Raw genomic sequence first — 23,769 nt, 5'->3', positions numbered from 1 at the left:
ACAATGGCCGTCATGACCGATACCTATCCCGACTGGGCTGGCGCGATCCGCGACGTGGCCGATTTCCCCAGGCCCGGCATCCTGTTCAAGGACATCACGCCGCTGCTGGCCGACGCCCCCGGCTTCCGCGCGGCAATCGCGGCGATGGCCGCACCCTGGCGCGCCGCCAATGTGCAGGCGGTGCTGGGCGTGGAGGCGCGCGGCTTCATCCTCGGCGCCGCGCTGGCACTGGAACTGGGCGCGGGCTTCGTGCCGCTGCGCAAGCCGGGCAAGCTGCCCGGCGCCACGCTGGTGCAGGCGTACGCGCTGGAATATGGCAGCGACCGCATCGAAGTCTGCGCGGGGGCCGTCGCGCCGGGGACGCGGGTGCTGCTGGTCGATGACGTGCTGGCCACCGGCGGCACCCTGGCCGCGGCGCTGTTGCTGGCGCAGCGGCTGGAAGCCGAGGTGCTGGGCGCGGCGGTGCTGGTGGAACTGGATGGGCTGGGTGGCCGTGGACGCTGGCCCGACGGCCTGCCGCTGCGGGCCACGCTGGTGTATTGAGCGCGGGCCGGCGGTTTCGGCTTTTCGTAGGTGCCGGGCATGCCCGGCACGGGGCTTTACCGGGAAGGCTCCATGCGGGGCAAGCCCCGCATCTACGGCCGGCGCGTTCTACATCTTCCGCACGCGGAAGCGCTTGCCCTTGATCTTGCCGGCTTCCAGCCGCGCCACGGCCTTGCCGGCCTGCTCGCGGGCGATGGCGACGTAGGAGCGGGTGGGGAAGATGTCGATCTTGCCGATGGCCTTGCCCGACAGCCCGGCGTCGCCGGTCAGCGCGCCGAGGATGTCGCCGGCACGCAGCTTGTCGGTCTTGCCGCCGTCGATGCGCAGCGTGGTCATCGCCGCCTGCGGCAGCTGCGCCGGGCGCGCGGTGGCCAGCGGCGTCTTCTGCCAGTTCAGCGCGCCGCCCTGTTCGGTTTCCAGCGCATCGGCGCGGTGGCGCTCGCGGCCGGCGACCAGGCTCAACGCCAGCCCGCTGCGGCCGGCGCGGGCGGTGCGGCCGACGCGGTGGCGGTAGCTGTCCGCATCGTTGGGCAGTTCGTAATTGACCACCGCGGCGAGGTCTTCCACGTCCAGCCCGCGTGCGGCCACGTCGCTGGCGACCAGCACGTTGCAGCTGCGGTTGGAGAACTGCAGCAGCACCTCGTCACGGTCGCGTTGTTCCATGTCGCCGTGCAGCGCCAACGCCGAGAAGCCGAACTGGCGCAGCGAGTTGGCGACCTCGTCCACGTCCTTGCGGGTATTGCAGAACACCACCGCCGATTCGGGCGTGAACTTCAGCAGCAGCCCGGCCAGCGCCTTCTGCCGGTGCGCCGGCTCGACCTCGAAGAACAACTGCTGGATGGCCGGCGCCTCGGCATCGCCGTCGATGGTCACTTCTTCCGGCGTTTTCAGCAGCGCGCGCGCCAGCTCGCGGATGGCGTCGGGGAAGGTGGCCGAGAACAACAGGCTCTGGCGTTCGGCATGGGTACGGCCGGCGATCTCGCGGATCGGTTCCTCGAAACCCATGTCGAGCATGCGGTCGGCCTCGTCGAGCACGAAGCAGCGCACCTGGCCGAGGTTGAGCGCGCGCTTGCGCGCCAGTTCCTGCACGCGGCCGGGGGTGCCGACCACCACCTGCGGGTGGTGCGCTTCCAGCGAGGCCAGCTGCGGGCCGAGCGGCACGCCGCCGGTGAGCACCAGCAGCTTGAGGTTGGGGATGCCGGTGGCCAGCTTGCGCAGCTGCTTGCCGACCTGGTCGGCCAGTTCGCGGGTGGGGCACAGCACCAGCGCCTGCGTGCGCAGCATGGCCGGGTCGAGCCGGTTGAGCAGGCCCAGGCCGAAGGCGGCGGTCTTGCCGCTGCCGGTGGGCGCCTGGGCGATCACGTCGCGGCCCTGCAGGATCGGCGGCAGGCTGCGCGCCTGCACCGGGGTCATGGTGGTGTAGCCCAGCGCGTCGATGCCGGGGGCGAGGGCCGGCGACAGCGGCAGGGTGGAGAAATCGGTCATGCGGCATTTTCGCAGATGGCGCGGATGAATGTAGGAGCGACGCGAGTCGCGATGGAGCTTTCCCGAGGAAGCCCGGTCGCGACTCGCGTCGCTCCTACGGGAGGGCGTGGATGGCCAGGTTGATCAGCATCCCGCCACCCAGCAGCCACGCGAACAGCAGCGCCGCCAGCAGCATCGGCCGCGGGCCGGCGCGGCGCAGGGCCGAGGCCCGCGTGGTCAGGCCCAGCGCCGCCATCGCCATCGCCAGCAGCGTGGTGTCCAGCCCGACCAGCGCTTCGACCAGCGGCGCCGGCAGCAACCGCAGCGAGTTGAACGCGACCATGCCGATGAAGCCGAAGGCAAACCACGGGACGGTGATTGCCGGACGCGGGCCATCGACCGTCTTCCGCCCGCGTGCCAGCAGCAGCGACAGGCCCAGCAGGAAGGGCGCCAGCATCATCACCCGCACCAGCTTGGCGATCACCGCGGCACCGGCGGCCTGGGGGCCGATCGCCCGGCCGGCGGCCACCACCTGCGCCACTTCGTGCACGGTGGCGCCGGTGAACACGCCGAAGCCGGCCTCGTCCAGCGGCATCCAGCCGGCGCCCACGCCCCACCGGTACAGCAGCGGGTAGGCGAACATCGCCAGCGTGCCGAACACCACCACGGTGGCCACGGCAACGGCCACCTGCTCGGCCCGGCCCTTGACCACCGGCGCGGTCGCCATCACCGCAGCGGCCCCGCAGATGGAGCTGCCGGCGCCGATCAGCAGGGCGGTGCCGCGCTCCAGCTTCAGTACCCGGCAGCCCAGCCAGCATGCCAGGGCGAACGTCGAGCACAGCACCAGCGCGTCGACCAACACGCCGCGGAGGCCGACCTGGGCGACGTCCTGCAAGGTCAGGCGCAGGCCATAGAGGACGATGCCGGCGCGCAGCAGGGTGCCCTTGGCGAAGTCCACGCCTGCGCTGGCGCGGGAAGAGAGCGCGTCAGGGAAGGCATTGCCGGCGGCGATGCCGAGCGCTATCGCCAGCGTCAGCGTGCCGATGCCATGTGCCTGCAACGGAGGCAGATTGCCCAGCCAGGCCGACAGCCCGGCGATGGCGGCGGCCAGCAACAGGCCGGGCAGGCGGGGCGATGCGGGGCGGTCCAGCCCTTGTGTGACAGTGTTCATGACGACGGGTAATCAGAAGGTGGCCCATGCTGATCCCGGTTGTTTTATTGGTAAAACGGATAATATTTCTGCATTCAATCTGTTTAATGGGTAAATCGTGTACCTGTCGCTGCGCCAATTGCAGATCTTCTCGGCCATTGCCGAGGCAGGCACCACCACCGCGGCCGGCGAGGCCATCGGCCTGTCGCAATCGGCGGTAAGCGCCGCGCTGAGCGAACTGGAAAACCTGCTGGGGCTGGCACTGTTCGACCGCATCGGCCGCCGGCTGGTGCTCAACGGCCACGGGCAGGCGCTGCTGCCGGAGGCGCGCACGCTGCTGGCCGGCATGGCCGACATCGAGCGCCGTTTCCGCACCACCGATGAACTGCGCGCACCGGTGCATTGGCGGGTGGGGGCCAGCACCACCATCGGCAATTACCTGATGCCGGCGCGCATCGCCGGCCTGCAGCAGCGCAACGCGCAGGCCCGGGTCGACCTGGTGATCGGCAACACCCGCGAGGTGGTAGCTGCGGTGCAGCGGCTGGAGGTGGACATCGGCCTGATCGAAGGCCCGTGCCACGCACCGGGGCTGGAGGTGGCGGCGTGGCAGCAGGACGAATTGCTGGTCGTGTTCGGCGAGGGCCACCGGCGTGCGGCCGAACTGCGCGCCGGTGTCGACATGGCGCAGCTGCGACGGGCACGCTGGTTGCTGCGCGAACCCGGCTCCGGCACCCGCGAGGCCGCCGAGCAGGCCTTGCTGCCGCACCTGCACGGCTTCGCTGAGGTGCTGCAACTGGGCGGCACCGAGGCGATCAAGCAGGGCGCGGTGGCCGGGCTGGGGCTGGCCTGCCTGTCGCGGCATGCGGTGGCCGACCTCGTCGCGCTCGGCAGGCTGCACGTGCTGGCCACGCCATTGCCGCCGCTGCGGCGTCAGCTGTGGGTGGTGCGCCACCCCGGCAAGCGGGTGCCGGCCAGCCTGCGGCAGTTGCTGGCATTGCCGCCGGACGTCCTTGCGTAGGCCGGGGTAACGTCCCCGGCGCTTCACACATTCCGTGGCAAGCCCCGTCGGGGACGTGACCCCGACCTGCGCGCAGCCCGTACAATGCGCGGATGCCCCTGATTACCTTGCAGAACGTCGACTACAGCGTCGGCGGCCCGTTGTTGCTGGAAAAAACCGAACTGTCGATCGACGCGGGCGAGCGCATCGCCCTGATCGGCCGCAACGGCGCCGGCAAATCCACCCTGATGAAGCTGATGGCCGGCGAACTGAAGCCCGACGACGGCGAGGTGCGCGTGCAGCAGGGCGTGCGCGTGGCCCGGCTGGAGCAGGAAGTGCCGCATGGCGCGGCCGGCAGCGTGTTCGACGTGGTCGCCGATGGACTGGGCGAACTGGGCCACTGGTTGGCCGAGTTCCACCGCCTGAGCCATGCCGAGGTGTTCGACGGCGACGCGATGGGCAAGGTGCAGGCAAGGATCGATGCCGCCGATGGCTGGGCGCTGGACCAGCGCGTGGCCGAGACCCTGACCAAGCTGGAGCTCGATGGCGATGCCGAGTTCGGCCGCCTGTCCGGCGGCATGAAGCGCCGTGTGCTGCTGGCGCGTGCGCTGGTGGCCGGGCCGGACGTGCTGTTGCTGGACGAGCCGACCAACCACCTCGACATCGAGGCCATCGACTGGCTGGAAGGCTTCCTGAAAGGCTGGAGCGGCTGCGTGGTGTTCGTCACCCACGATCGCCGCTTCCTGCGTGCGCTGGCCACCCGCATCGTCGAGATCGACCGCGGGCAGGTCACCAGCTGGCCCGGCGACTGGGCCAACTACGAGCGCCGCCGCGAGGAGCGGCTCAACGCGCAGGCGCAGGAGAACGCGCGCTTCGACAAGCTGCTGGCGCAGGAGGAAGTGTGGATCCGGCAGGGCATCAAGGCCCGCCGCACCCGCGACGAAGGCCGCGTGCGCCGGCTCAAGGCGATGCGCAACGAACGCAGCCGGCGCCGCGAGCTGGGCGGCAACGTGCGGCTGGAAGCGGCCGGTGCGGAGAATTCCGGCAAGAAGGTGATCGACATCAGGAACATCTCCTTTGCCTTCGGCGAGCGGATGATGGTCAGGGATTTCGAAACCACCATCCTGCGCGGCGACCGCATCGGCCTGGTCGGCCCTAACGGCAGCGGCAAGACCACGCTGCTGAAACTGCTGCTGGGCGAACTGCAGCCGGACAGCGGCGAGGTGCGCCAGGGCACCAACCTGCAGATCGCCTACTTCGACCAGTACCGCGCCACCTTGCGCGAGGACTGGAGTGCGATCGAGAACGTCGCCGAGGGCGCGGACTTCATCGACCTCAACGGCAAGCGCAAGCACGTGCATGCCTACCTGCAGGACTTCCTGTTCACCCCCGAACGCGCGCGCGCGCCGATCACCCGCCTGTCCGGCGGCGAGCGCAACCGCCTGCTGCTGGCCAAGCTGTTCGCGCAGCCGTCCAACCTGCTGGTGATGGACGAACCGACCAACGACCTCGACGTGGAAACGCTGGAGCTGCTCGAAGAACTGCTCGGCGACTACACCGGAACATTGCTGCTGGTCAGCCACGACCGCGACTTCCTCGACAACGTGGTCACCTCCACGCTGGTGATGGAGGGCGAGGGCAGGGTGGGCGAGTACATCGGCGGCTACAGCGACTGGCTGCGGCAGCGCCCGCAGGTGGCGCAGGCGGTTGCGGCGAAGGCGCCGGAAAAGCCGGTCGCCGCGCCCGCCGCCGAACCGCAACCCGCCGCGGCCAAACGCAAGCTCAGCTACAAGGACGCGCGCGAGCTGGAACAGCTGCCGGTGAAGATCGAGAAGCTGGAACTGGACGTGGAAGGCCTGACCAGCGCGATGAACGACCCGGCGTTCTATACCCGCTCCAGCGCCGAAGTCACCGCCCATACCCAGCAACTGGCGAAGGCACAGGCCGAGCTGGATGCCGCCTACGCCCGTTGGGAAGAGCTGGACGGCTGAAAGCTGCGGCAGTAGCTGCGGGGCTTGCCCCGCAGGGGCTTTGCCGTGACAACGCGCGTACGGGGCAAGCCCCGTACCTACGCTTCCATCATGTCGTCGGGCAATTCCAGGAAGGCCCAGAACGGCACACCGTCTTCGGCCCAGTTGGCTGCCGCTTCGGCCAATACGTCCAGCAGCATGTCGAAATCGCCACGGTTGCCCCGGCGCAGGTCCCCGGCCTCGCCGAACAGCAGCGCATAGCCGTTGGCCGGCAACCACGACAGGTCGCGCAGCGCGTCGGACAGCGCATCCCAGTTGCGGCCGAGGCCGGCCGGGAAGTCCAGCTGGGTGGCGATGCGCAGCAGCAGGGTGCGCTTGTCGGTGCAGGCTTCAAGATCGACGCGCAACACCTTCAGGCCGGCATCGCGGGCGGCCGCGGCCAGCCCGCCGAGGTCGCCGTGGCCCACCGCATAGACGCCGGCCTGCGCCGCGTCTTCCAGCCCCATGTCGAAACCGCTGTCACTCATGGCGCTCTCCGTTGGCCGGCACGTGGAAGCTGCGGAAGCTCTCGTAGTGGTCGTCGGTGTAGTACCAGGCGTCGGGCGGGTCGCCGCCGGTGACGATGCGGCGTGCGCCGCGGTGCGAAAGGCCGGGCGTGTCCACGGTGTATTCGCGGTAATGGCCACGCGGGCGCTGCGGCAGGCGCTGCTCGCGGTTGCCGAATACGCTGCCGTCCTGCCGGTGCGGGAACGGACCGCCGCGCTGGATCAGGGCGATGGTGTCGCGTGCTTCGCGCGGCAGGAAGGCCGGCAGCGCATCACCTGCGGGAGCCGCCGCCGGCGCCTGTTCGACCTGCGCTGCGGCGCCGGCGTCCAGCGCGGGGGCGAACTGCGGCGTGGCCGGGCGTTGCAGTTCGCGCATGCCCCACAGGCCTGCCACGAGCAGGAACAGGGCGACGAACAGGAGCAGGGGTTTGCGCATGGCGATGGAACTTGCGGGGGATGCCGGATTATCGCGCCTGCGCGCGGCGATGTTTGAACGACGGGTTCACGGCAGGGTTCACGCTGGAATAACAACAACGCAAGGCCACGGCCCGATGGGTTCGCGGGACAGTGTTTTTCCCGCCATCGCCCTTGGTATGTGGAGGCTTCGTCCCTACCATTGGAGGTGCAACGCCCGGCCGTCGCCGGACGAAAACCCCCAGGAGATTCCTCATGGCCTACACCCTGCCCAAGCTGCCCTACGCGTACGACGCCCTCGAACCGCACATCGACGCGGCCACGATGGAAATCCATCACTCCAAGCACCACCAGACCTACATCAACAACGTCAACGCCGCGCTGGAAGGCACCGAGTACGCCGACCTGCCGGTCGAGGAACTGGTGAAGAAGACCAAGTCGTTGCCGGAGAACCTGCAGGGCCCGGTGCGCAACAACGGTGGCGGCCATGCCAACCACAGCCTGTTCTGGACGGTGATGTCGCCCAACGGCGGCGGTGCGCCGGTCGGCGAGGTGGCCAAGGCCATCGACGCGCAGCTGGGTGGTTTCGACAAGTTCAAGGAAGCCTTCACCAAGGCCGCGCTGACCCGCTTCGGCTCGGGCTGGGCGTGGCTGAGCGTGACCCCGGACAAGAAGGTGGTCGTGGAATCCTCGGCCAACCAGGACAGCCCGCTGATGGACGGCAACACCCCGATCCTGGCGCTGGACGTGTGGGAACACGCCTACTACCTGAAGTACCAGAACCGCCGCCCGGAATACATCGGCGCGTTCTTCAACGTGGTCGACTGGAACGAGGTCGAGCGCCGCTACCAGGAAGCCATCGCCTGACCGTGCGGCCCCGCCACGCGGGGCTCGCCGGAGGTGGTTGCAGGCAACGGCCGGGCATCGTCGCCCGGCCGTTGCCGTTTCCGGAATCCGTTGCGCGTGCTCCCGACGGTATCGCTCCGACGGTATCGCTCAGTCGCGGCGGCAACCGACGCCGCTGCACTGGAGCGTGTTGAAGTCGTAGACGGTGGAATGGCCGGGCGTCCCGGTGGGTTTGGGCACCCCCTTCGGGACATAGAACGTGGCTGAATTGGCGCCGTACAGGCCGGCGGGGAAACGGAACGGCTTGAGCACCACGTAGCCATTGTGCGGCAGGCCGCGCTGCGCGGGTGGTGCGCCACCGGCGATGGGCGGGATGTCCTGCTGCGCGCGTTGCGCGGCCATGCCCGTGTTCCATGCCTGCACGTCGGCCAGCGTGGCCGGACGCAGCACGCCTTGGGCTACCGCATGCTGCAACGCCGCCGGGCCGGCCAGCTGCGAATCGGGCAGGCGGAAGCTCTCCACGCCCGGTGCGTCGCGGCGGGTCTGCAACTGCGTACCCGGGGACAGTGCATCGCCCACCACCACCTTGCCGTCGCGGGCGGGATGGAGCATGTCCACCGGCTGCCCGAACAGGCGCCGTGCCATCGGGTTGAGCCGCTCGGCCCGCTCCGGGCTCACGTAGTTGGAACCACAGCTGCCGCGATTGTCGTAGGTGCTGACCAGCACCGGTACCGTCGCCGGCAGGCCGGTGACCACCTGCTTGTGATACCCGCTGACGAACACCGCTACCAGCGTGGTGCCCTGGCTCCAGCCGATGCTCCATACCGTCGGCTCGTAGGCGCCGAGCATCAGGATCACCGGCGCCTGCGGCTGGTTGACCGCCACCTCCATCAGCGTGGCCTCGTGGCCGCTGTCGTCGATCTGGAAGGCCAGCTTGCGGCCGGAATACGCGCCGGCGGCATAGACCTTGGTGCCGTGCGGAATGGCCAGCCCGTCGAAACCGCAGGCATTGAGTGGCGCTGGCGCCGGATGCGCAGAGAACGCGAAGGGCCGGGTATCGCCGGCGGCTTCCGCCGGGCTTGCCGGTGGCTGGTAAGTACCGTCGGCGGTCATCGACAGCGGCGTGGCGGCATCCTCGGCAACGGGGGCCTCCGCGGGCGGCGCGATGGCCGCAGTGCCATCCCGTGCCCCGGTATCGGCCGGCAGCGCGGCGGCGGCATCGGTGGATGCCCCGGAAGGCGGCTTGCAGCCGGACAGGCACAGGACGAGAAGCGACAGCAGCGGCAGCAGGCGAGGCATCCGTGCGACTCCGGAGGGGCGTGGCGCGACTGTAGCCGAGCCGCGGCCGGCGGCCAATGCGCGCCCGCCGCGGCCATTGCAATGGGCGCTTCGACAGGGGCGGCGACCCGGCCCGATGCGTTAGGCTTGCACCCTTTGCACGACAGGATCGCCAGCAGATGACGAACACCGCCGGGGCCGCGAGCGCCACTCTCAGGGCACGGATGCCACGCCAGATTCCCTTCATCATCGGCAACGAGGCCTGCGAGCGCTTCAGCTTCTACGGGATGCGCAACATCCTGGTGCAGTTCCTGATCACCTCGCTGCTGCTGCAGGAAGTCACCGCCGAAGGCCGTGCCGGCGAGGCCAAGGACATCATGCACAGCTTCATGATCGGCGTGTATTTCTTCCCGCTGCTCGGCGGCTGGCTGGCCGACCGCTTCTTCGGCAAGTACCGCACGATCCTGTGGTTCAGCCTGGTCTACTGCGCCGGCCATGCCTGCCTGGCGCTGTTCGAGGACAGCCGCCAGGGCTTCTTCCTCGGCCTGGGCCTGATCGCGCTGGGCGCCGGCGGCATCAAGCCACTGGTGGCCTCGTTCATGGGCGACCAGTTCGACCAGTCGAACAAGCACCTGGCCAAGATCGTGTTCGACGCGTTCTACTGGATCATCAACTTCGGCTCGCTGTTCGCCTCGCTGCTGATCCCGCTGGCGTTGAAGAACCTCGGCCCGCAGTGGGCGTTCGGCATCCCCGGCATCCTGATGTTCGTGGCCACCTTCGTGTTCTGGCTGGGCCGCAGGCGCTACGTGCTGGTGCCGCTGCCGCCGAAGGACCCGCATTCGTTCGCCAACGTGGTGCGCACCGCGCTGCTGGCGCGCGCGCCGGGGCAGGGGCGCGCGGGCCTGGTGATCGCGGTGGCGGGCGTGGCCGCGGCGCTGGCCTCGCTGCTGCTGGTGCCGTCGCTGGGCATCGTGATCTGCCTGTGCATCGCGCTGGTGCTGGTGCTGGCCGGCATCGGCGGCGGCACCATGCTGCAGCTCGACCGCGCCCGCGGCGTGCACCCGGAAGCGTCGGTGGAAGGCGTGCGCTCGGTGCTCAAGGTGCTGGTGATCTTCGCCTTGACCACGCCGTTCTTCTCGCTGTTCGACCAGAAGGCCTCGACCTGGGTGCTGCAGGGCCAGCAGATGACCATGCCGGCGTGGTTCACCGCCTCGCAGATGCAGGCACTGAACCCGCTGCTGGTGATGCTGCTGATCCCGTTCAACAACCTCGTGCTGTACCCGGCGCTGCGCAGGCTGGGCTGGGAGCCCACGGCGCTGCGGCGCATGACCGCCGGCATCGCCTTCAGCGGCCTGGCGTGGATCGTGGTCGGTGGCATCCAGGTGGTGATGGACGGCGGCAATGCCATGTCGATCTTCTGGCAGATGCTGCCGTATGCGCTGCTGACCTTCGGCGAGGTGCTGGTGTCGGCCACCGGGCTGGAGTTCGCCTACAGCCAGGCGCCGGCGTCGATGAAGGGCGTGGTGATGAGCTTCTGGAACCTGACCACCACCATCGGCAACCTGTGGGTGCTGCTGTCCAACGCGGCGGTGCGCAACCACGCGGTGACCGACCGCATCGCCAGCACCGGGCTGAGCGAGGCCGCGTTCCTGATGTTCTTCTTCGCCGGCTTCGCCTTCGTCGCGGCGCTGGCATTCGGCCTGTACGCGCGGCGCTACCGGATGGTGGACAACTACCGCGCCGCTTGAGAATCCATGCCATGACCCCCATCAACCTGCTGCTGGTCGCCCTCACCGTCATCGTCTCGTGGGTGGCGTTCAACAACCGCAAGCTGGCCGACCGGCTGGTGCTGTGGCCGCCGGCCATCGACCGCCACCGCCAGTACGACCGGCTGCTGACCTACGGCTTCATCCACGCCGACATCGGCCACCTGGCCTTCAACATGATCACGCTGTTCTTCTTCGGCGGGCGCATCGAGGCGGAGATGATGCGGCAGACCGGCAGCTTCCTGACCTATCCGCTGTTCTACCTGGCGGCGTTGGCAGTCTCGATCCTGCCCAGTTACCTGAAGAACCAGAAGAACCCCAACTACCTGAGCCTGGGCGCTTCGGGCGCGGTGTCGGCGGTGCTGTTCGCCTTCATCCTGCTGTCGCCGTGGACGATCATCCTGGTGATGTTCATTCCCGCGCCGGCGATCCTCTACGCCGTGTTCTACGTCGGCTACAGCATCTGGATGGACCGGAAGGGCAGCGACAACGTCAACCACAGCGCGCACCTGGCCGGTGCCGCGTTCGGCGTGATGTTCATGCTGTTCATGGAGCCGCAGGTGCTGCAGACCTTCCTCGAACAGGTGATGCACCCGCGCTTCGGGCGCTGAGGCGAATGCCGCTTTTGCAGGAGCGACGTGAGTCGCGACCGGCATTGCCGGGAAAGCTCCGATCGCGACTCACGTCGCTCCTGCAGGTGCCCCCCGCGTTTCAGGCCGCGTAGGCGGCCAGCAGCCGCGCGTGCACTTCCTGCTCGATCTTCTCGAACTCGCAACTGTCGATGTCGCCGGCGACGGCGAGCTGGAACAGGCCTTCCAGCAGCAGGGCATCGTGGTCGTCGGGCGGGCAGGGCAGTGCGTGGAATGGGGCGGGCATGCGGGAAAGCCAGTGGTACGCAGTGCCTGTTCAGGCAAGAGCCATGCCATCGGCAACGGCCCGGACCATCGTGGTCCGGCTGCTCGGGCCGGTCAGAAAGTGACGCAGGGCGGCGCGCGTTGCCGCCCGTTCGCGTCAGGGTTTCACGCCGTGCCGGTGCCGGCGCCGCACAATCCACATTCCATACCGGGGAATCCGCCATGTCCGCTTCCAATGCCGTGCTGCCACCCGTCACCCATGACCCGGCCGGGTTGCGCTTCCGGCTCGACCTCGACGGCCACGGGGCGGTGCTCGAGTACCGGCTCCGCGACGGGGCGATGGTCATCACCCACACGCGGGTGCCCGACGCCATCGGCGGGCGCGGCATCGCCGCGGCGCTGGTGCGGGCGGCGCTGGCGCATGCCCGTGCCGAAGGGCTGAAAGTGGTACCCGAATGCAGCTATGTCGCGGTCTTCATGCAGCGTCATGGAGAATATGCGGACCTGTTGGAATAACCGGGTATGGCCGATTGCGCTGCCGGTTCGATGCGGCGCCACTTTCAAGGAAGCACATGGCATGAACAGAGTGGGACAAGGCACGGGCGTGGCGATGTTGATGCTGGCGCTGGCCGGTTGCGGGAAACAGCAGGCCGGCGCGCCGGATGCGGCGCCCGCGGCACCGGATGCGGCAACTGCGCCCGCGCCCGCCGACGAGGCGCCGACCGTGGCCGGGCTGCATGACGTCATCGAGAACGATCCCCGCTACGTGGTGGGCATCAGCTACCCACCGGCGGTCAACAAGTACCCGGGGCTGGCGCAGGAACTGGGCGCCTATGCCGACCAAGCCAGGGCCGAGCTGCTCAAGGCGGTGGACGAGCTTGGCAACGACCAGCCGCGCGCGCCCTACGAACTGTCGCTGGCGTTCGACCTGCTGGTGGAAACGCCGCAGGTCGTCGCGGTGGCGGCCGAGGGCAGCAGCTACACCGGCGGCGCCCACGGGCAGCCGCTGGTGGCGCGCTTCGTCTGGTTGCCGCGGCAGGAGCGGATGCTGACGGCGCAGGCGCTGGTCGATTCCCCCGCCGGCTGGAAGGCGATCAGCGACTACACCGGCGACAAGCTGCTGGAACAGGCGATGGTCCGTGCCCAGGGCGAGGACATGACACCGGAGGAACAGCAGGCGCAGGTGCGCAACCTGTCGAAGATGATCGACGAGGGCACGGCGCCGGATGCTGCCAACTTCGCCCAGTTCCAGCCGGTGATGGACGCGGCTGGGCATGTCGCCGCGCTGCGCTTCGTGTTCCCGCCCTACCAGGTCGGCCCGTATTCCGACGGCACCCGGACCGTCGACGTGCCGGCGGCGGTGCTGCTGCCGCACGTGGCGGCCGATTACCGGGAGTTGTTCGCGCAGCCGTAGAAGCGTGGAGGGCCGGCGATGGAAGCAGGATTGCAACGACGCGTCGAGGCATTGCTGCAGGAGGCGGACGTCATCCCCGGCGGGGAACGGCCGCAGGACATCGACATCCTCGACCCGCGCTTTTACGCGCGGGTGCTGGGCGACGGCTCGCTGGGGCTGGGCGAGAGCTACATGGACGGCTGGTGGCAGGCGCGTTCGCTCGATGCCTTCCTCTCCCGGCTGCTGGCGGTGCGGCTGGACGAGCGCGTGCACGGCGCCGGCGAAGTCTGGGACGCGCTCAAGGCGAAGCTGTTCAACCTGCAGGCCGGGCAGGGCGGTTACGAGGTCGGCCGGCGCCACTACGACCTCGGCAACGACCTGTATCGCGCCATGCTCGGCAAGCGGCTGGTCTACAGCTGCGGATACTGGCGTGACGCCGGCAACCTCGACGATGCGCAGGAAGCCAAGCTCGACCTGATCTGCCGCAAGCTCGGCCTGCGCCCGGGCATGCGCGTGCTGGACATCGGCTGCGGTTGGGGCGAGGCGCTCAGGTACGCGGCCGAGCGTTATGGCATCGAAGGCGTGGGCGTCACCATCTCGCAGGAACAGGCCGAATTCGCGCGCGAGTTGTGCGTCGGCCTGCCGCTGGAGATCCGCCTGCAGGATTACCGCGAGCTGGACGAGCCGTTCGACGCGATCCTGTCGGTGGGCATGTTCGAGCACGTCGGCGTCAAGAACTACCGCACCTATTTCGAAGTGGCGCGGCGCTGCCTGCGCGATGACGGCCTGTTCCTGCTGCATTGCATCGGCAGCAACGTCAGCCGCGAGCGCACCGACCCGTGGATCGCCCGCTACATCTTCCCCAACTCGATGCTGCCCTCGGCGGTGCAGATCGCCGCGGCGATTGAGGAGCTGTTCGTGCTGGAGGACTGGCACAACTTCGGCACCGACTACGATCGCACCCTGCAGGCCTGGCGCGACAACGTGGAAGCGGCATGGGAGCAACTGGACCCGCGCTACGACGAGCGCTTCCGGCGCATGTGGCGCTTCTATCTGGCCGGCTCGATGGCCAGCTTCCGTACCCGCCACGCGCAGCTGTGGCAGTTGGTGCTGTCGCCGCAGGGCGTGCCGGGCGGCTATGTCGCGCCGCGCTGAAGACCTGTCGCTCCTTGGCGCACGTGGAATGTCGGGAGCGCTTGAAGGCCGGTATCGCCGCGTCTGATGGCACCCCAGATGGGGCATGATCCACTGGATTTGACTTTTATCTACTAGTTGGTAGATTGTGCGCATGAATACCGACCTTTCCCCGAGAGCCGCCGAGATCGCCGCATGCGCGCGTTCGCTCCTGGCCAGCGGTGGCTACAACGGCTTCAGCTACGCCGACATCTCGGAGTCGGTGCATATCAGCAAGGCCAGCATCCACCACCATTTCCCCAGCAAGGCCGAGCTGGTGCAGGTGGTCGTGGCGCGTTACCGCGAGGAGGCGCGGCTGGGGTTGGCGATGCTGGAACAGCGGTTTCCCGATCCGCTGGCGCAGCTTCGCGCGTATACGGGCTATTGGGCGGCGTGCATCCGCGACGGTACGTCGTCCTTTTGCATCTGCGCCTTGCTGGCTGCCGAGCTGCCGGCCATTCCGCCGCAGGTGGCGGACGAGGTCCGGGGCCATTTCCGGGAACTTGCCGCGTGGCTCGCATCCGTGCTGGCCTGGGGGGCTTCGCAGGGGGCCTTTTCCCTGCAGGCCAGTCCCGAGGCGGAGGCGATGGCCTTCATGGCCGCGGTGCACGGGGCCATGCTGGCGGCCCGCGCGCATGGCGACCCGGAAGTCTTTGCGGGGATCGTCCAGCCGCTCACGGACCGGCTGGTTTCCCGCTAGCCGTGCGGATGGCCGCAGTCCATCTCTTCGTTCGCTCCGATTACCTACCAACTGATAGATAGAAAATATTCCATGACGCATTCCCTCTCCCTTCTCGGCGCCATCCATACCACCCTCAGCCTGATACCGGTCGCGGCCGGTTTCTACGGCTTTGCCCGCCACCGCGCGATCGAACCGGCGACCCGTTCCGGCAGGATCTATCTGGCCGGACTGGCCGTATCGGTGTTCACTGCGTTCGGCCTGTCCAGCACGGGCGGTTTCAATCCCGGGCACGCGGTGGGCATCCTCGCGCTCCTCGCGGCCATCGGCAGCCTGCTCGTTCCCCGCATGTCCTACGTGGGACGGCTGCGGCCATACCTGGCCACGTTCGGGATTTCCTTCAGTTTCTTCCTGCTGCTGGTGCCCGCCATCGCCGAAACCTTGACGCGGCTGCCGTCGGCGCATCCCCTGGCCGACGGGCCGCAGTCCGTGGTGGTGCGCACCACGCTGCTTGCATGGATCGCCACCTTCATCGTGGGCTTCGTCCTTCAGGCATGGATGATCCGCTCGCGTCGCCGCGGCATGGTCCGCGAGTAGTCCGGCCGGGAAACAAAACCGCCCGGGCAAGCCGGGCGGTTCCGATCCAACGTGTGACGCGGCGGCTTACTTGCCGACTTCGGCCTCGGTCAGGCCGCGCTTCTCCAGCAACGGCTCGATCTGCGGCTCGTGCCCGGCGAAGTTGCGGAACAGCTCCATCGCATCGACGCTGCCGCCGCGCGACAGCAGGGTCTTGCGGAAGTGGTCGCCATTGGCGCGGCTCAGGCCACCGTGGTCGCGGAACCACTTCTGGGTATTGGCGTCGAGCACCTCGGACCAGATGTAGGCGTAGTAGCCGGCCGAGTAGCCGCCCATGATGTGGCTGAAGTAGGTGGTGCGGTAGCGCGGCGGTACCGGCGCGTAGAAGATGCCGTCCTTGACCAGCGCCTCATGCTCGAACGCGAGCACGTCCTTCGGCGCCGGCACCTGCTCCACGCCGATCTGGTGCCAGCGCTGGTCCAGCATCGCCGCGCCCAGGTATTCGGTGGTGGCGAAGCCCTGGTTGAATTTGGCCGCGGCCACCACCTTGTCCAGCAGCGCCTGCGGCATCGCCGCGCCGCTCTGGTAGTGCGTGGCGTAGTTGGCCAGGATGCTCGGCTCGTCGGCCCACATCTCGTTGACCTGCGAGGGGAACTCGACGAAGTCGCGCGGCACCGCGGTGCCGGAGAAGTACGGGTACTTCACGTTCGAGAACATGCCGTGCAGGGCGTGGCCGAACTCGTGGAAGGTGGTGGTCACCTCGTCCCAGGTCAGCAGCGTCGGCTTGCCGGCCGGCGGCTTGGGGATGTTGAGGTGGTTGGCGACCACCGGCTTGTTGCCGGTCAGCGCCGACTGCGAGACGTAGGAATTCATCCATGCGCCGCCGCGCTTGGACTGGCGCGCATACGGGTCGAAGATGAAGATCGCCAGCTGGCTGCCGTCGGCGTCGAACACGTCGTAGACGCTGACGTCGTCGTGGTAGACCGGCAGGTCGGTGCGCTGCTTGAAGCTCAGGCCGTATTCCTTGCCGGCGGCGAAGAACACGCCGTTCTCCAGCACGTTCTTCAGTTCGAAGTAGGGCTTGAGCTGCGATTCGTCGAAGTCGTACTTGGCCTGGCGCACCTTTTCGCTGTAGTAGGCCCAGTCCCACGGCTGCAGCTCGAACGTCGGCTGGCCGGCGGCCTTCTGCTCGGCGTCGATCATCGCCTGCAGGTCGGCGGCCTCGCGCCTGGCGTTGGCCACCGCGGCCGGGGCCAGCTGGCCGAGCATCGCGTTGACCGCTTCCGGGGTCTTGGCGGTCTGGTTGCCCAGCGAATAGGCGGCGTAGTTGGCGAAGCCCATCAGCGCGGCCTTCTCGGCGCGCAGGGTCATGATGCGCGAGACCAGCGCGGTGTTGTCGTACTCGCCACCCTTGCTGCCGCGCGCCACCGAGGCCTCGAAGATCCTGCGGCGCAGCTCGCGGTTGGTCAGGTTGCTCAGCGCCGGTTGGCCGGTGGTGTTGAGCAGGGCGATGACGTACTTGCCGTCCAGCTTGCGCGCCTTGGCGGCTTCGGCGGCGGCGGCGACCTGCTCGGCCGACAGGCCGTCCAGTTCCTTCACGTCATCGACCACGATGTAGGCGGCGTTGACCTCGGCCAGTACATTCTGGCTGAATTTGGTGCCCAGGTTGGCCAGCTCTGCGTTGATTTCCTTCAGCTTGGCCTTGTCGGCGTCGGGCAGCTCGGCGCCGGCGCGGACGAAGTTGTCGTGGTATTTCTCGACCAGGCGCAGGCCTTCGGCATCCAGGCCCAACGTGTCGCGCTTGTCGTACAGCGCCTTGATGCGCTCGAACAGCTTGCCGTTGAGGCTGATGGCGTCGCGGTGCGCGGCGAACTTCGCCGAGTAGTCGGCCTGCAGCTGCTTGCGCGCGTCGTTGGTGTCCGCGCCGCTCAGCGAGAAGAACACGGTGGTGGCACGGTCGAGGACGGCGCCGCTGTTCTCCAGCGCGACCAGCGTGTTCTCGAAGGTCGGCGCGGCCGGGTTGTTGGCGATGGCCTCCACTTCCTCGATCTGCTGCGCCATGCCGGCGTCGAAGGCCGGGGCGAAGTCGCTGTCCTTGATCTTGTCGAACTGCGGGTAGTGCAGCGGCAGCGGGCTTTCGGCGAAGAACGGATTGGCCTGTTCGGCGGCCTGGGTGGCGGCATCGGCGGCCGGGCTGTAGGCCGGTGCGGCAAGGCCCAGGGACACGGCGAGGGCAAGGGCGAGGCGGGTATTCAAGTCGGAAACTCCGGGAAATACTGAACACGCAGGGTACCCCGCGCGCGCAGGTCCGTGGGTGTGTCGAACGGCAGGGTTGCGGCGAAAGGCCTTTCGCGGCATGCCGCGTGCGGCTTTCGCGCCGTCGCGGTCGGCAAAGGCTTGCCGGGAATGGCGGGAGGTTCGCCATGTGCCGATCATTGCCCGGAAATGCGGCTTGCATACCGGGCGGAAGCCCGGGATCAGATCGGAGCCAGCTCCAGCCGACCCACATCATCCAGATCGACCTGCTGGCGCGCCACCCACAGGTCATGGGCGTCCTGCATGGCCAGCCAGCTTTCCGGGCTGCGGCCCAGAGCCTTGGAGAGGCGCAATGCCATTTCCGGGCTGACCCGGCTGCTGCCGTTCAGCACGCGGCTGAGGGTGGATGCGGCGACACCGAGCTTCTGGGCCAGTTCCCGGCCGCTGATGTTGTTGGGTTCGAGATAGAGGCCGGCAATGAATTCGCCGGGATGCGGGGGATTGTGCATGGTCATCAGTGGTAGTCCTCGTAGTCCAGTACATGGGCGTTGCCATCCTTGAACTCGAAGGTGATGCGCCAGTTGCCGTTGACGCTGATGGACCAGCGTCCTTTCAGCTCGCCCTTCAGCGCATGCAGCCGAAACCCCGGGATGTCCATGTCCTCGATGGTCTGCGCGGTATCCAGTGCGGCCAGCTGCAGCCGCAGTCGTTTGGCATGGCTGGCCTGGATGCCGGAGGTGTCCCCCGTCTCGAAGAGACTGCGCAGCCCCTTGTGCCGGAACGACTGGATCATGTCGCGCAATCTAGCATGTTGCGCACCACGCAACAAATGGGTCGACATGCATATCGCAGGGCTTCGGAAACGGAAACGGCCGGATCGGCAGGATCCGGCCGTTGGGCGGCCTGGGTCGGGGCCACGTCCCCCGACACGTCGTGGGGTTGCCACCGGGGCACTGCCCCGGCCTACTTCTCGACGAAGGCGCGCTCGAACACGTAGTGGCCCGGCGAGCCGATGCGCGGGGATACCTCGAAGCCGCGCGCGTCCAGCACGCCGCGCAGGTCGGCCAGCATCTGCGGGCTGCCGCAGATCATGAAGCGGTCGTTGGCCGGGTCGAACGGCGGCAGGCCGAGGGTCTGCGGCATGGCGCCGGTTTCCATCAGCGTGGTCAGGCGGCCGTGGTTGCGGAACGGTTCGCGGGTGACGGCCGGGTAGTACAGCAGCTTGTCGCGGACGATGTCGCCGAGGATCTCGTCCTCGAACAGTTCCTTCTCGAAGTACTCGCGGTAGGCCAGGTCCTGCTCGAAGCGCACGCCGTGGCAGACGATGACCTTCTCGAAGCGCTCGTAGGTCTCCGGGTCCTTGACGATGCTCAGCCACGGCGCCAGCCCGGTGCCGGTGCCCAGCAGGTACAGGTGCCTGCCGGGGTGCAGGTCGGAGATCAGCAGGGTGCCGGTGGGCTTCTTGCCGACCACCAACTTGTCGCCGGGCTTGAGATGTTGCAGGCGCGAGGTCAGCGGACCGTCGGGCACCTTGATGCTGAAGAAGTGCAGGCGCTCTTCCCAGTTGGCGCTGGCGATGGAATAGGCGCGCAGCAGCGGGCGGCCGCCTTCGTTTTCCAGGCCGATCATCACGAACTGGCCGTTCTCGAAGCGGAAGCTGCTGTCGCGGGTGGTGGAGAAGCTGAAGTAGGCGTCCGTCCAGTGGTGGACGTCGAGCACCGTCTCGGTGCCGAAAGCGGAAGACATGCGGTGGCTTGCGTGGGGATGGGTTGACCGGCCCATTCTAGCCGAAATCCATCAAATGAGATTTAATCTCATCTTTCCGGACGCGGTTTCAGCGGTAGCCGGCGGCCTGCAGTTCGAACAGCTCGGCGTAGCGGCCGCCTTCCTCCATCAACTGCGCGTGGGTGCCGCTGGCCTCGATGCGGCCATCGGCCAGCACCAGGATGCGGTCGGCCATGCGCACCGAGGAGAAGCGGTGCGAGATCAACACCGCGGTGCGCTGCGCGGACAGTTCCTTGAAGCGCTGGAACACCTCGAACTCGGCGCGGGCGTCGAGCGCGGCGGTGGGTTCGTCGAGGATCATCACCTGCGCGTCGCGCATGTAGGCGCGGGCGATGGCGATCTTCTGCCACTGGCCGCCGGACAGGTCCACGCCGGTCTTGAAGCGGCGGCCGATCAGTTGTTCGTAGCCATCGGGCAGGGCTTCGATCACCTCGTCGGCCAGCGCCCGGTGCGCGGCGTCGCGGATGCGGGCGTCGTCGCGCATGGCCTCGACCAGGCCGACGCCGATGTTCTCGCCGGCGCTCAGGTGGTAGCGCACGAAGTCCTGGAAGATCACGCCCATGTTGGCGCGCAGGTCGTCCAGGTCGTAGTCGCGCAGGTCGCGGCCGTCGAGCAGGATGCGGCCTTCGTCCGGGTCGTACAGCCGTGCCAGCAACTTGACCAGGGTGGTCTTGCCGGCGCCGTTCTCGCCGACCAGCGCGATGACCTCGCCGGCCTCCAGCCGGAAGTCGAGGTGGCGCACCGCCCAGCGCTCGGCATCCGGGTAGCGGAAGCCGACGTCCTCGAACACGAAGCCCTCGCGGATCGGGCGCGGCACCGGCAGCGCGCCGGGGCGCGAGCGGATTTCCGGTTCGATGGCGAAGAACGAGAACAGGTCGTCCAGGTACAGCGCCTGCCCGGCGACCTGCGAGAAGCCGGTGAGCAGGCCTTCCAGCAGCTGCCGCAGGCGCATGAAGCTGCCGGCGAGGAAGGTCAGGTCGCCGATGCTGAAATCGCCGCTGATGGTGCGCCAGGCGATGTAGGCATAGGCGGCGTAGTAGCCCAGCGTGCCCAGCGCCGCCAGCAGCGTGCCCCAGAACGCGCGCTTGCGCGCCAGCGTGCGGTTGGCGCGGTAGAAGCGCTCGGCCAGCAGCTTGTAGCGCTCGATCAGGAAACGATGGAGGTTGAATATCTTCACCTCCTTGGCGGTTTCCACGCTGGCGCCCACCTGGCGCAGGTAATCGAGCTGGCGGCGCTCGGGCGTCCAGCTGTGGTTGAGCGAATAGCCGAGCGTGTTGAAATGCGATTCGCCGATGAACGCCGGCACCAGTGCCACCGCCAGCAGCGCCATCAACCACGGCGCATAGGCGACCAGCCCGGCGGCGAAGCTGACGACGGTGATGGCGTCCTGCACCTGCCCGAACAGCTGCCCCATCAGGTTCATCCGGCCCATGGTCTGGCGCCGCGCGCGGTCGAGCTTGTCCTGCAGGTCGGGATCCTCGAAGTCCTCCAGGTCCAGCTCGGCGGCATGTTCCATCAGGCGCACGCTGGTGGCGTTGGTGAACAATTCGGACAGTAGCGCGTCGGCGTAGTTGACCAGCCGGCCCAGCAGGTCCGAGCCGATGGCGATGCCCAGTTCCAGCGCCAGCAGTTGCAGCAGGGTGTCGAGCTGGCCGCCGGCCAGCGCCTCGCGCAGTGGCGGCATGCCGCCGTTGCCGGCCAGGTGGACGGCCTCGTCGATGATCAGCTTGCCCACGTACAGCATCGCCACCGGCAGCAGGGCGCGCAGCAGGCGCAGGCCGAGGCTGGCCAGGGTCAGCAGGCGGCTGGTCCGCCATACCTGGCGCAGGAACGGCGGCAGGTTGCGCAGCGCATCCATGCGTTCGCGCAGGCTGGGACGGGCGGGGGATGCTGGGGACATGCGGGGCATTGTGCCGCGTCGCTCCTGCGGAGTCGTCAGCGCATCGGTCCCGGCGGCTCGCCGTCGCCGCCGGATTGCAGCGCCACCGGCAGGTGCCAGCCGTAACGCAGCGCCATCATCCGCAGGCCGAAGCACAGCCCGGCGCCGGCCAGCACGCAGGGCAGGGCGGGCCATTGCAGCCAGTGGCCGACGGCGACCACCGCGGCGCCGGCCAGCGCCGCGATCGCGTACAGCTCGGCGCGCAGCACCAGCGGCACCTGCGCCAGCAGCACGTCGCGGGCGATGCCGCCGCCGATGCCGGTGAGCATGCCCATCGCCGCGGCCATCGGCGGGGCCAGCCCGAAGGCCAGCGCCTTCTGCGTGCCGGCCACGGCGAATACCGCCAGACCGAGGGCGTCGAACATCCGCACCGGGTTGCTCAGGCGCTCGATCCACGGGCTCCACAGGAAGGTGACGAGGCCGGCGGCCAGCGAGATGCTCGGGTAGCGCCAGTCGCTCAGCGCCGCCACCGGGGTGGCGCCGATCAGCACGTCGCGGGTCATGCCGCCGGCGCTGGCGGCGGCGAAGGACAGCACCAGCACGCCGAACAGGTCCAGCCGGCGGCGCACGCCCATCATCGCGCCGGACAGGGCGAAGACGAAGGTGCCGATGAGGTCGAGGATCAGTACCAGGGTTTCCATGAGGCCGTATTGTGCGGCCTGCCACCGGTGGCGGCCATCGGGCCCGGTACGGAGCCGCCCGCGCGGGGCGGCACCGGCGGGGATCACGGCAGCGGCGGCAGCAGGCCGGCGCCGAGGCGGTTCCAGGCGTTGATCGTGGCGATGCCCATGCTCAGGTCGCTGATGCCCTTCTCGTCGAAATGCGGCGCCAACGCATCGAACGCGGCCTGCGAAGGCGCGCCGTCGGGCAGCCGGGTCAGTGCTTCGGCCCAGCCCAGCGCGGCGCGCTCGCGCGCGTCGAAGAAACGGCTCTCGTGCCAGGCCGGCAGCGTGTCGAGTTTGCGCGGCTCGATGCCGGCCTGGCGCAGTGCGGTGGCGTGCATGTCCATGCAGTAGCCGCAGCCGTTGATCTGCGACACGCGCAGGAACACCAGTTCCATCAACGCGTGCTCGACCGAGCCTTCGTGCACGGCCTTGCTGGCGGCGAGCAGGCCCTTGAACGCATCGGCGGCCAGGCGGGTGTAGGGGACGCGGGGAGAGGTATTGCTCATTGGAACGGCTCCAGTGGTGGCCGGCATGGCCACCTTCATTGCAGGGACGCGCCGACGTCGCCGGCCGTGACAAGGGCGCGCAGCTTGTGCGGGTTGAGCACGCTGTAGATCCGCGCGATGCGCCCGCCATCGATCTCGATGGTGGTCACCGAATGCAGCCGGTCGCCGTCGAAACGCAGGATCGCCGGCTCGCCATTGACGCTGCCCAGCCGTGCCGGATGGCTGCCGCCGCGGCGGGCGATGGCCCAGAATAGGCGGGCGATGCGCTCGGCGCCGAGCAGTGGCCGCAGCGCCGCGGTGACCACGCCGCCGCCGTCGGAGAGCAACCGCGCATTGGCATGCAGCAGGGCATGGATGGCCGCGCTGTCGCCGCGCTGGGAGGCTTCCATGAACCGCGCCAGCAACCGCCGGTGCTGAGTGGCGTCGGCGGCGAAGCGCGGCCGTCCTTCCTGCAGACGCTTGCGCGCGCGGTGCACCAACTGCCGGCAGTTGGCCTCGCTGTGCCCGAGCAATTCGGCGATGCCGGCGTAGTCGTGGCCGAACGCCTCCTTGAGCAGGAACGCGGCGCGCTCCTCGGGGCCGAGTTGTTCGAGCAGGGTCAGGAACGCCAGCGAAACCTCCTCGGCGACGGCGTGGACCTGTGCCGGGTCCGGGACCGGCGGCAGTTCTGCGGCGATGTGCAGTGGCTCGGGCAGCCACGGGCCGACGTAGTCCAGGCGCTGGCGGGTGGCCGCGCGCAGCCGGTCCAGGCCGAGCCGGGTGGTGGCGGTGACCAGCCATGCCTCCGGGTCGAGGATGGCGGCGGTGTCGGCGCCGGTCCAGCGCAGCCAGGCGTCCTGCACCACGTCCTCGGCGTCGGCGCGGCTGCCCAGCAGCCGGTAGGCCAGCGCCAGCAGGCGCGGGCGGTGGTTCTGGAAGATATCGGTCATGTCCATGCGGGAAGGACGCAATAGCGTGTGCCAGCGTGACG

General features: G+C 68.6%; 25 protein-coding genes. 11 read left to right on the top strand and 14 right to left on the bottom strand.

Annotated elements, in window-relative coordinates; translation table 11 throughout:
- The first annotated feature begins 12 nt into the window (after positions 1-12).
- Positions 13-543, top strand: a complete 531-nt coding sequence (locus tag MIC98_RS10560) for an adenine phosphoribosyltransferase (RefSeq protein ID WP_239737133.1) — start codon at positions 13-15, stop codon at positions 541-543.
- Between the two features lie 108 nt (positions 544-651).
- Here the strand turns inward: MIC98_RS10560 and dbpA are convergent, their stop codons facing one another.
- Together dbpA and MIC98_RS10550 are read right to left on the bottom strand one after the other, a co-directional pair.
- Positions 652-2,028 carry an ATP-dependent RNA helicase DbpA gene (gene dbpA, locus MIC98_RS10555; protein ID WP_239737132.1) on the bottom strand — a complete coding sequence of 459 codons (1,377 nt, stop codon included), beginning with the start codon at positions 2,026-2,028 and terminating at the stop codon, positions 652-654.
- Between the two features lie 94 nt (positions 2,029-2,122).
- Positions 2,123-3,178, bottom strand: coding sequence for a YeiH family protein (locus MIC98_RS10550; protein WP_239737131.1), 1,056 nt, complete (start codon positions 3,176-3,178; stop codon positions 2,123-2,125).
- Positions 3,179-3,275: 97 nt separating this feature from the next.
- Between MIC98_RS10550 and MIC98_RS10545 the strand changes: the two genes are divergently transcribed.
- Together MIC98_RS10545 and MIC98_RS10540 are read left to right on the top strand one after the other, a co-directional pair.
- The gene (locus MIC98_RS10545; RefSeq protein ID WP_239737130.1) at positions 3,276-4,175 is read left to right on the top strand and encodes a LysR family transcriptional regulator; all 900 of its coding nucleotides are present in this window, start codon (positions 3,276-3,278) and stop codon (positions 4,173-4,175) included.
- Between the two features lie 92 nt (positions 4,176-4,267).
- Positions 4,268-6,145, top strand: coding sequence for an ATP-binding cassette domain-containing protein (locus tag MIC98_RS10540; RefSeq protein ID WP_239737129.1), 1,878 nt, complete (start codon positions 4,268-4,270; stop codon positions 6,143-6,145).
- A gap of 77 nt (positions 6,146-6,222) precedes the next feature.
- Here the strand turns inward: MIC98_RS10540 and MIC98_RS10535 are convergent, their stop codons facing one another.
- Positions 6,223-6,651 (bottom strand): barstar family protein, encoded by a 429-nt coding sequence (locus MIC98_RS10535; RefSeq protein WP_239737128.1) that lies wholly within the window; start codon positions 6,649-6,651, stop codon positions 6,223-6,225.
- A complete protein-coding gene (locus MIC98_RS10530; protein ID WP_057640228.1) occupies positions 6,644-7,105 on the bottom strand; it encodes a ribonuclease domain-containing protein in 462 nt (153 codons plus the stop codon). The genes MIC98_RS10535 and MIC98_RS10530 overlap by 8 nt, the downstream gene beginning before the upstream one ends.
- A gap of 233 nt (positions 7,106-7,338) precedes the next feature.
- Between MIC98_RS10530 and MIC98_RS10525 the strand changes: the two genes are divergently transcribed.
- Complete coding sequence (locus MIC98_RS10525; RefSeq protein ID WP_057640229.1) at positions 7,339-7,950, top strand: superoxide dismutase; 612 nt, start codon at positions 7,339-7,341, stop codon at positions 7,948-7,950.
- A 129-nt stretch (positions 7,951-8,079) separates the two neighbouring features.
- Here MIC98_RS10525 and MIC98_RS10520 read toward each other — a convergent pair whose 3' ends face one another.
- The gene (locus MIC98_RS10520) at positions 8,080-9,228 is read right to left on the bottom strand and encodes a hypothetical protein (protein WP_239737127.1); all 1,149 of its coding nucleotides are present in this window, start codon (positions 9,226-9,228) and stop codon (positions 8,080-8,082) included.
- A gap of 158 nt (positions 9,229-9,386) precedes the next feature.
- Between MIC98_RS10520 and MIC98_RS10515 the strand changes: the two genes are divergently transcribed.
- Positions 9,387-10,955, top strand: a complete 1,569-nt coding sequence (locus MIC98_RS10515) for an oligopeptide:H+ symporter (protein WP_239737126.1) — start codon at positions 9,387-9,389, stop codon at positions 10,953-10,955.
- Between the two features lie 11 nt (positions 10,956-10,966).
- On the top strand, positions 10,967-11,584 hold the full coding sequence (locus MIC98_RS10510; RefSeq protein WP_057640232.1) for a rhomboid family intramembrane serine protease: 618 nt from the start codon (positions 10,967-10,969) through the stop codon (positions 11,582-11,584).
- 100 nt (positions 11,585-11,684) lie between these two features.
- On the opposite strand, the gene MIC98_RS10505 is transcribed toward MIC98_RS10510, so the two are convergent.
- Positions 11,685-11,849: a hypothetical protein gene (locus MIC98_RS10505; protein WP_169788705.1), complete on the bottom strand. Its 165-nt coding sequence runs from the start codon at positions 11,847-11,849 to the stop codon at positions 11,685-11,687.
- A gap of 200 nt (positions 11,850-12,049) precedes the next feature.
- On the opposite strand from MIC98_RS10505, the gene MIC98_RS10500 reads away from it, so the two are divergent.
- From MIC98_RS10500 to MIC98_RS10480, 5 genes are all read left to right on the top strand, one after another.
- Positions 12,050-12,343: a GNAT family N-acetyltransferase gene (locus MIC98_RS10500; RefSeq protein WP_239737125.1), complete on the top strand. Its 294-nt coding sequence runs from the start codon at positions 12,050-12,052 to the stop codon at positions 12,341-12,343.
- A 61-nt stretch (positions 12,344-12,404) separates the two neighbouring features.
- On the top strand, positions 12,405-13,241 hold the full coding sequence (locus MIC98_RS10495; protein WP_239737124.1) for a DUF3298 and DUF4163 domain-containing protein: 837 nt from the start codon (positions 12,405-12,407) through the stop codon (positions 13,239-13,241).
- Between the two features lie 18 nt (positions 13,242-13,259).
- Complete coding sequence (cfa, locus tag MIC98_RS10490) at positions 13,260-14,375, top strand: cyclopropane fatty acyl phospholipid synthase (protein WP_239737123.1); 1,116 nt, start codon at positions 13,260-13,262, stop codon at positions 14,373-14,375.
- 133 nt (positions 14,376-14,508) lie between these two features.
- Positions 14,509-15,093 (top strand): TetR/AcrR family transcriptional regulator, encoded by a 585-nt coding sequence (locus MIC98_RS10485; RefSeq protein ID WP_239737122.1) that lies wholly within the window; start codon positions 14,509-14,511, stop codon positions 15,091-15,093.
- A gap of 72 nt (positions 15,094-15,165) precedes the next feature.
- Entirely contained in the window at positions 15,166-15,669 is a 504-nt protein-coding gene (locus MIC98_RS10480; RefSeq protein ID WP_239737121.1) for a hypothetical protein, read from the top strand.
- 66 nt (positions 15,670-15,735) lie between these two features.
- On the opposite strand, the gene MIC98_RS10475 is transcribed toward MIC98_RS10480, so the two are convergent.
- The 8 genes from MIC98_RS10475 to MIC98_RS10440 form a co-directional block, all read right to left on the bottom strand.
- Positions 15,736-17,904 carry a M3 family metallopeptidase gene (locus MIC98_RS10475; protein ID WP_239737120.1) on the bottom strand — a complete coding sequence of 723 codons (2,169 nt, stop codon included), beginning with the start codon at positions 17,902-17,904 and terminating at the stop codon, positions 15,736-15,738.
- Positions 17,905-18,125: 221 nt separating this feature from the next.
- Entirely contained in the window at positions 18,126-18,419 is a 294-nt protein-coding gene (locus MIC98_RS10470; RefSeq protein WP_239737119.1) for a HigA family addiction module antitoxin, read from the bottom strand.
- Positions 18,419-18,697 carry a type II toxin-antitoxin system RelE/ParE family toxin gene (locus tag MIC98_RS10465; protein ID WP_239737118.1) on the bottom strand — a complete coding sequence of 93 codons (279 nt, stop codon included), beginning with the start codon at positions 18,695-18,697 and terminating at the stop codon, positions 18,419-18,421. Before MIC98_RS10465 ends, MIC98_RS10470 begins: the two co-directional genes overlap by 1 nt.
- A gap of 170 nt (positions 18,698-18,867) precedes the next feature.
- Positions 18,868-19,650: a ferredoxin--NADP reductase gene (locus tag MIC98_RS10460; protein WP_239737117.1), complete on the bottom strand. Its 783-nt coding sequence runs from the start codon at positions 19,648-19,650 to the stop codon at positions 18,868-18,870.
- Positions 19,651-19,738: 88 nt separating this feature from the next.
- A complete protein-coding gene (locus MIC98_RS10455) occupies positions 19,739-21,589 on the bottom strand; it encodes an ABC transporter ATP-binding protein (protein WP_239737116.1) in 1,851 nt (616 codons plus the stop codon).
- Between the two features lie 35 nt (positions 21,590-21,624).
- Positions 21,625-22,269: a trimeric intracellular cation channel family protein gene (locus MIC98_RS10450; RefSeq protein WP_057640243.1), complete on the bottom strand. Its 645-nt coding sequence runs from the start codon at positions 22,267-22,269 to the stop codon at positions 21,625-21,627.
- Between the two features lie 83 nt (positions 22,270-22,352).
- Complete coding sequence (locus MIC98_RS10445) at positions 22,353-22,799, bottom strand: carboxymuconolactone decarboxylase family protein (protein WP_057640244.1); 447 nt, start codon at positions 22,797-22,799, stop codon at positions 22,353-22,355.
- Positions 22,800-22,834: 35 nt separating this feature from the next.
- Entirely contained in the window at positions 22,835-23,734 is a 900-nt protein-coding gene (locus tag MIC98_RS10440; RefSeq protein ID WP_239737115.1) for an RNA polymerase sigma-70 factor, read from the bottom strand.
- Positions 23,735-23,769: the final 35 nt, after the last annotated feature.

Source organism: Stenotrophomonas sp. NLF4-10 (assembly GCF_022359915.1).
GTDB lineage: Bacteria > Pseudomonadota > Gammaproteobacteria > Xanthomonadales > Xanthomonadaceae > Stenotrophomonas > Stenotrophomonas daejeonensis.
The sequence above is the reverse complement of the archived record's forward strand: the minus strand, read 5'-3'. Positions and strand labels throughout refer to the sequence as shown.

Bases quoted from the DNA above. Each gene is read 5' to 3' on its own strand.
- MIC98_RS10480 (WP_239737121.1), top strand. From the start codon at position 15,166: ATGACGCATTCCCTCTCCCTTCTCGGCGCCATCCATACCACCCTCAGC.
- MIC98_RS10550 (WP_239737131.1), bottom strand. From the start codon at position 3,178: ATGAACACTGTCACACAAGGGCTGGACCGCCCCGCATCGCCCCGCCTG.
- MIC98_RS10515 (WP_239737126.1), top strand. From the start codon at position 9,387: ATGACGAACACCGCCGGGGCCGCGAGCGCCACTCTCAGGGCACGGATG.
- MIC98_RS10505 (WP_169788705.1), bottom strand. From the start codon at position 11,849: ATGCCCGCCCCATTCCACGCACTGCCCTGCCCGCCCGACGACCACGAT.
- MIC98_RS10510 (WP_057640232.1), top strand. From the start codon at position 10,967: ATGACCCCCATCAACCTGCTGCTGGTCGCCCTCACCGTCATCGTCTCG.
- MIC98_RS10540 (WP_239737129.1), top strand. From the start codon at position 4,268: ATGCCCCTGATTACCTTGCAGAACGTCGACTACAGCGTCGGCGGCCCG.
- MIC98_RS10445 (WP_057640244.1), bottom strand. From the start codon at position 22,799: ATGAGCAATACCTCTCCCCGCGTCCCCTACACCCGCCTGGCCGCCGAT.
- MIC98_RS10530 (WP_057640228.1), bottom strand. From the start codon at position 7,105: ATGCGCAAACCCCTGCTCCTGTTCGTCGCCCTGTTCCTGCTCGTGGCA.
- MIC98_RS10450 (WP_057640243.1), bottom strand. From the start codon at position 22,269: ATGGAAACCCTGGTACTGATCCTCGACCTCATCGGCACCTTCGTCTTC.
- MIC98_RS10525 (WP_057640229.1), top strand. From the start codon at position 7,339: ATGGCCTACACCCTGCCCAAGCTGCCCTACGCGTACGACGCCCTCGAA.
- dbpA (WP_239737132.1), bottom strand. From the start codon at position 2,028: ATGACCGATTTCTCCACCCTGCCGCTGTCGCCGGCCCTCGCCCCCGGC.
- MIC98_RS10460 (WP_239737117.1), bottom strand. From the start codon at position 19,650: ATGTCTTCCGCTTTCGGCACCGAGACGGTGCTCGACGTCCACCACTGG.
- MIC98_RS10440 (WP_239737115.1), bottom strand. From the start codon at position 23,734: ATGGACATGACCGATATCTTCCAGAACCACCGCCCGCGCCTGCTGGCG.
- MIC98_RS10455 (WP_239737116.1), bottom strand. From the start codon at position 21,589: ATGTCCCCAGCATCCCCCGCCCGTCCCAGCCTGCGCGAACGCATGGAT.
- MIC98_RS10560 (WP_239737133.1), top strand. From the start codon at position 13: ATGACCGATACCTATCCCGACTGGGCTGGCGCGATCCGCGACGTGGCC.
- MIC98_RS10470 (WP_239737119.1), bottom strand. From the start codon at position 18,419: ATGACCATGCACAATCCCCCGCATCCCGGCGAATTCATTGCCGGCCTC.
- MIC98_RS10485 (WP_239737122.1), top strand. From the start codon at position 14,509: ATGAATACCGACCTTTCCCCGAGAGCCGCCGAGATCGCCGCATGCGCG.
- MIC98_RS10500 (WP_239737125.1), top strand. From the start codon at position 12,050: ATGTCCGCTTCCAATGCCGTGCTGCCACCCGTCACCCATGACCCGGCC.
- MIC98_RS10535 (WP_239737128.1), bottom strand. From the start codon at position 6,651: ATGAGTGACAGCGGTTTCGACATGGGGCTGGAAGACGCGGCGCAGGCC.
- MIC98_RS10520 (WP_239737127.1), bottom strand. From the start codon at position 9,228: ATGCCTCGCCTGCTGCCGCTGCTGTCGCTTCTCGTCCTGTGCCTGTCC.
- MIC98_RS10465 (WP_239737118.1), bottom strand. From the start codon at position 18,697: ATGATCCAGTCGTTCCGGCACAAGGGGCTGCGCAGTCTCTTCGAGACG.
- cfa (WP_239737123.1), top strand. From the start codon at position 13,260: ATGGAAGCAGGATTGCAACGACGCGTCGAGGCATTGCTGCAGGAGGCG.
- MIC98_RS10495 (WP_239737124.1), top strand. From the start codon at position 12,405: ATGAACAGAGTGGGACAAGGCACGGGCGTGGCGATGTTGATGCTGGCG.